Genomic DNA, 4,255 nt, shown 5'->3' with positions numbered 1-4,255 from the left:
CCTCATGCCCCAAATCAGCGATCCGCCTTGCCATGAAATGCGCGCCAGCACAGGCTTCCATCACAACCGTTGCCGGAGAGCAATCGGCTAAGAATTCCATCAATTTAGTTCGGGTGAATTTTTTACGTAGCAGAGCTTTTCCCGATTGCTCCTGACAATGGACATGAAAAGAATGCTTGCCGAGATCGATGCCAATCAGTGCGATAGTGTTCATGATGGTAGCCTCTTATCAAAGATAATCACTCTGCTAATATACTGCCGTTAGAGTGAGGGGAACCATCTCATTACCTTGGGGCACTTTGTTCAATTGGCGATAGAATGAACAAATAAACATACTGGGGTTCTACGCCGGACAATGGCATTCGGTTAAGATCTTGCCGGCGCATCAAAAGAGTTCCACCGTGTTCGGGGTTTCATCGATTTTCGTGGATAGTGTCGTCCTGGTCTCACCCGTTGGGTCATCTTTGTTATATACTTGTGAAGTAGGTAATAAAATGATTTAAAATGCTTTTTTAACCTACTTTGAATGATCAGAGGGAGGTGTTTGACGATAAAAAATAAACAGTTTTTAAAGTTCAGTTTCCGTTCATTATCCCTATTATCCTTGTCATTGATACCCTTGCCCTCATCGTCTTTGTGATAACAATCATTTCCTAATATTCTTGCCAGGTTAATGAAGTTCTTGGTTGACCCCTTTCTCATTATGTGAATGGAAATCTTCAACATATAATATTGATTTGGATAATTTATATAATTCTTCTATTTCCCATCGCTGATTATATAAATCACCGAAGTCTTCGACTTTATAATGGTCTTGATGGGTTAAAGTCGTGGCAAAAATATATTCAACATCTTCATGAAAATACTTTATTAGCCGTAACGTTATAGCAGGGAATGCTGAAAGTAGTTTTCTTTTTCTAAGGTCTGATTTTACCGCCTCAGAGGGAAGATAAGTCACAATCGCATCATCGTAATGACTGTCAGAAAATTCTCTAACTACTTTATTTCTATTACCTTCCTGTATTCTGAATATGGCATTCAAGTTATTTTTTATGACTTGATGTAACATATAATAACTAAAATATCCCCTGTCGAAGATAATGACATCATGGGTATTCAGGCAATGAAAATGTTTTTCCGCACAAGCTCTTTCATTATTATGGTTAACAAAATCAATATCATATACAATTGAATTCAACACATCATAGAGACAGCTCATCATGGCATAGGGATAATGTCTGGACGTACGTTGTGTGACACGATAGCCATTATTGATAAGTTTTCTAGGGACATTGAGCTTTGATCCATCAATGGCAAAAATTCGGTGTCCTTTCCATGTTGTCGGGAGAGTGTTTTTCTCCCAGACAACCACAATATCTTTATTAATGGTTTTGATGGCATCATCAGGTAATTTCATTCTGGCTTCGCACATTGATGAGGATGAAATAGGACTGCACTGAGGTAGAGGTATATTTTCATGAACGCAGTCATCCCATATTTCATTGATGATATAAGCATATCCATGATTATTTTTTCCTGAAATAATTTTCATGAGGAATAAGACAATCAATTTTGTATCTATTGTTCTTTTTCTTTTTTGCCACGATTTATCAATCGTCGAACATGAATTAAAAAAGGTTTTGTTTAGGCGTTGATATGAATCCATGATCCATTCCCCCTTGCTCATTTAAATCTTATTTTATCACATCGTTGTTTCCTTAACCGAATGCCATTGTCCGGCGTAGAACCCCAAAAAAATAGCTTGCCTAGTTGTCTTTTATATACGACAATTAATGAGATTAAATGTACAGAGGTAATCAATGCGATACCGGATTGAACGCTATCAGGATAGGCAAGGGAATATTCCTTTTACAGACTGGATAACGAAATTAAGGAGGAAACAACGCCAAGCCGCCGCAAAAATAGATAACCGGATAGACAGAGCTGAAGTGGGAAACTTTGGCGATCACAAATTTGCACGGGCTGGCGTTTGGGAGATGAAAATAGATTTTGGAACCGGTTATCGTATTTATTATGCGGTAGAAGGAGAGGAACTCATTATTCTTCTTCTTGGTGGTGATAAAACGACGCAAGATGAAGATATAGATAAGGCAATTGAATATTTACAGGACTACAAAGTGAGAAAGCCTAATGAAAATAAATAAACTGAAGGAAACTAATCCTATGGCAACTAATGACAACTTTTCACGTTCAGTAAATCACGATACAGCCATGATTGCAGAACTGAGAGCTGATCCAGATTACGCAGAGATCTATTTACAAACGGCATTAGAAGATATTTATGAAGAAGGAGGCGTTTCTGCGTTTTTAACCGCACTTCGTCGTGTTGTAGAGGCTCGCGGAGGCATTGGTGAAATCGCTAAAAAATCGGGTTTGTCTCGTCAGCAACTTTATAAGACGTTATCAGAATCTGGCAATCCGACGCTCTCTACACTAACGGAAATAACCAGAGCAGCAGGTGTCAGGCTTATTTCTCCGACTCACATATAAAATTCTTGCTGCTTGGGGTTATCGGGTCGCGCAAGGGAACTTCCCCCCTGCGCTCCCACGGAACCGGACGTGACAGTCTCCCGTCATCCGGCTCTTGTCGTTGACCGTTCACGCCGCGTACAAATTTCCCAGTGTGCAAACAGGCCGGGCTTAGCGCTCTGTATCCTTCTCAACCATTCATATGCCTGAGCCAGGCTGCCGTGTACCCGCTTATATTTGCGGGCGACCCATTTCGCAAGGTGCAGATCTATATGACTGGCTATACAGCCCATCGCTGATCGATAAAAGCGCCCATAGTACTTAATCCAGCCTCGTAACATGGGATTGAGCCATCGCGCCATTACTTCCAGAGACAACGGGGTTTTATGACTCAGATCCCAACCCCGTACGTCTGCCGGATTGCCTTCGCCGCTCTGGCGCTTATCGCTGGCAGGAAATTCACCGACAGCTCTCCCTCTTTTGAGAATGACTTTCTTGGCCTGAATGTATAGCCCAAAAAGTCAAAGCTGATTTCAGGATATGCCTCCGTTCTTTCCCTGTCCTTGCAATAGACGACTTTCGTCTTGCCCGGACTCATTTCCAGCTTACATTCACCCAGGCGCGCTCTGAGCCTGCTACGCAACATCATTGCCTGCGCATGGCTCTTGTAGTGGATGACAAGTCGAGTCGCCCCGGGGAACCTCCCCCCAAGGCGCTCACGGAACCGGACGTGAACGTCTCCGCTCATCCGGCTCTTCCCATTGAAGCCTGCCCCCATAGTAGCGGCCAGTGGGCAAACAACCTCGTTTCACTCCGCGCAACACGCGCCAGCCAGTGACTGGCCCGTCGCCGGTGGCCCCGAAGTCGCTTATGTTTACGGGTCAGCCATAACACGAGTTTGCGATCGATTTGCCTCAGCGTTGGATACAGGGCCGATTTATAAAAAGCACCGTAATAATTTATCCAGCCTCTGATTTTCGCATTGAACATATGCGCCAGATCGTTCAAGGACTTGTCACTGCGATTTTGCAGACCCCAACTCCTCACCTCCTGACGGATTGCTTTCCCTGCTCTGGCACTCATCCCCGGACTGAAGTTAACGAAGGTCTTACCCCAGCGATTCTTCGACAAACGGGGCCGGAATGTATAGCCCAGAAAGTCGAAGCGCGTCTCTGCGTAATTCCCCCGTCGATCGGCATCTTTACAGTAAACCATCCGGGTCTTCTGCGGATGCAACTCCGTTCCGTACCTGCACCCTTCCATCCGGCATTTGCACCGGCGCCTTCAGCCAGCGTTCGATATACATCACCAACCAGCGTTCCTGTGTGTGATGCCGCACTGCTTTCAGTAACAGGGCATGATCAATATTATCAAAGAAGCCTTTGATATCGATTTCCACAACCCAGTCAAACTTCCAGCAGCGTGTTCTCGCCTGCGCAATCGCCTGGTGAGCAGATTTCCCCGGCCGGTAGCCATACGAGTCGGCATGGAACAGAGGTTCCAGTACAGGCTCAAGTACCTGTTTAACAACCATCTGGGCGATTCTGTCCGACACGGCAGGAATACCGAGCGGACGCACACCACCATCAGCTTTGGGGATCTCCACACGCCTTACCGCCTGCGGCATATAACTGCCCGAAGCCAGTCTGTTCCATAGCTTGTAGAGATTGTCTGCAACATTCTCGTCAAACCCGGCCAGTGTCTGTCCGTCAATACCTGCCGCACCACGGTTAGCTTTCACTCGTTTATACGCTTCCCACACCTG

General features: G+C 45.0%; 6 protein-coding genes and 1 pseudogene. 2 read left to right on the top strand and 5 right to left on the bottom strand.

The window, feature by feature from the left end:
* Both D3222_RS23685 and D3222_RS23680 read right to left on the bottom strand, forming a co-directional pair.
* Window positions 1-214: pseudogene (locus tag D3222_RS23685) on the bottom strand (IS110 family transposase); the annotation flags it as partial.
* Between the two features lie 456 nt (window positions 215-670).
* A complete protein-coding gene (locus D3222_RS23680) occupies window positions 671-1,666 on the bottom strand; it encodes an IS4 family transposase (RefSeq protein WP_157975428.1) in 996 nt (331 codons plus the stop codon).
* A gap of 154 nt (window positions 1,667-1,820) precedes the next feature.
* Between D3222_RS23680 and D3222_RS23675 the strand changes: the two genes are divergently transcribed.
* Together D3222_RS23675 and D3222_RS23670 are read left to right on the top strand one after the other, a co-directional pair.
* Window positions 1,821-2,165 (top strand): type II toxin-antitoxin system RelE/ParE family toxin, encoded by a 345-nt coding sequence (locus D3222_RS23675; RefSeq protein WP_118988256.1) that lies wholly within the window; start codon window positions 1,821-1,823, stop codon window positions 2,163-2,165.
* A 19-nt stretch (window positions 2,166-2,184) separates the two neighbouring features.
* Window positions 2,185-2,511, top strand: a complete 327-nt coding sequence (locus tag D3222_RS23670; protein WP_232832657.1) for an addiction module antidote protein — start codon at window positions 2,185-2,187, stop codon at window positions 2,509-2,511.
* Window positions 2,512-2,594: 83 nt separating this feature from the next.
* Here the strand turns inward: D3222_RS23670 and D3222_RS23665 are convergent, their stop codons facing one another.
* From D3222_RS23665 to D3222_RS27025, 3 genes are all read right to left on the bottom strand, one after another.
* The gene (locus D3222_RS23665) at window positions 2,595-2,852 is read right to left on the bottom strand and encodes a group II intron maturase-specific domain-containing protein (protein WP_232832656.1); all 258 of its coding nucleotides are present in this window, start codon (window positions 2,850-2,852) and stop codon (window positions 2,595-2,597) included.
* Between the two features lie 382 nt (window positions 2,853-3,234).
* Complete coding sequence (locus D3222_RS27030; protein ID WP_232832655.1) at window positions 3,235-3,705, bottom strand: group II intron maturase-specific domain-containing protein; 471 nt, start codon at window positions 3,703-3,705, stop codon at window positions 3,235-3,237.
* On the bottom strand, window positions 3,692-4,255 hold a 564-nt coding region (locus D3222_RS27025), incomplete at its 5' end, for a reverse transcriptase domain-containing protein (RefSeq protein ID WP_255417068.1). The genes D3222_RS27030 and D3222_RS27025, both read right to left, overlap by 14 nt.

Source organism: Photorhabdus sp. CRCIA-P01, from assembly GCF_003545805.1.
GTDB lineage: Bacteria > Pseudomonadota > Gammaproteobacteria > Enterobacterales > Enterobacteriaceae > Photorhabdus > Photorhabdus antumapuensis.
The sequence above is the reverse complement of the archived record's forward strand: the minus strand, read 5'-3'. Positions and strand labels throughout refer to the sequence as shown.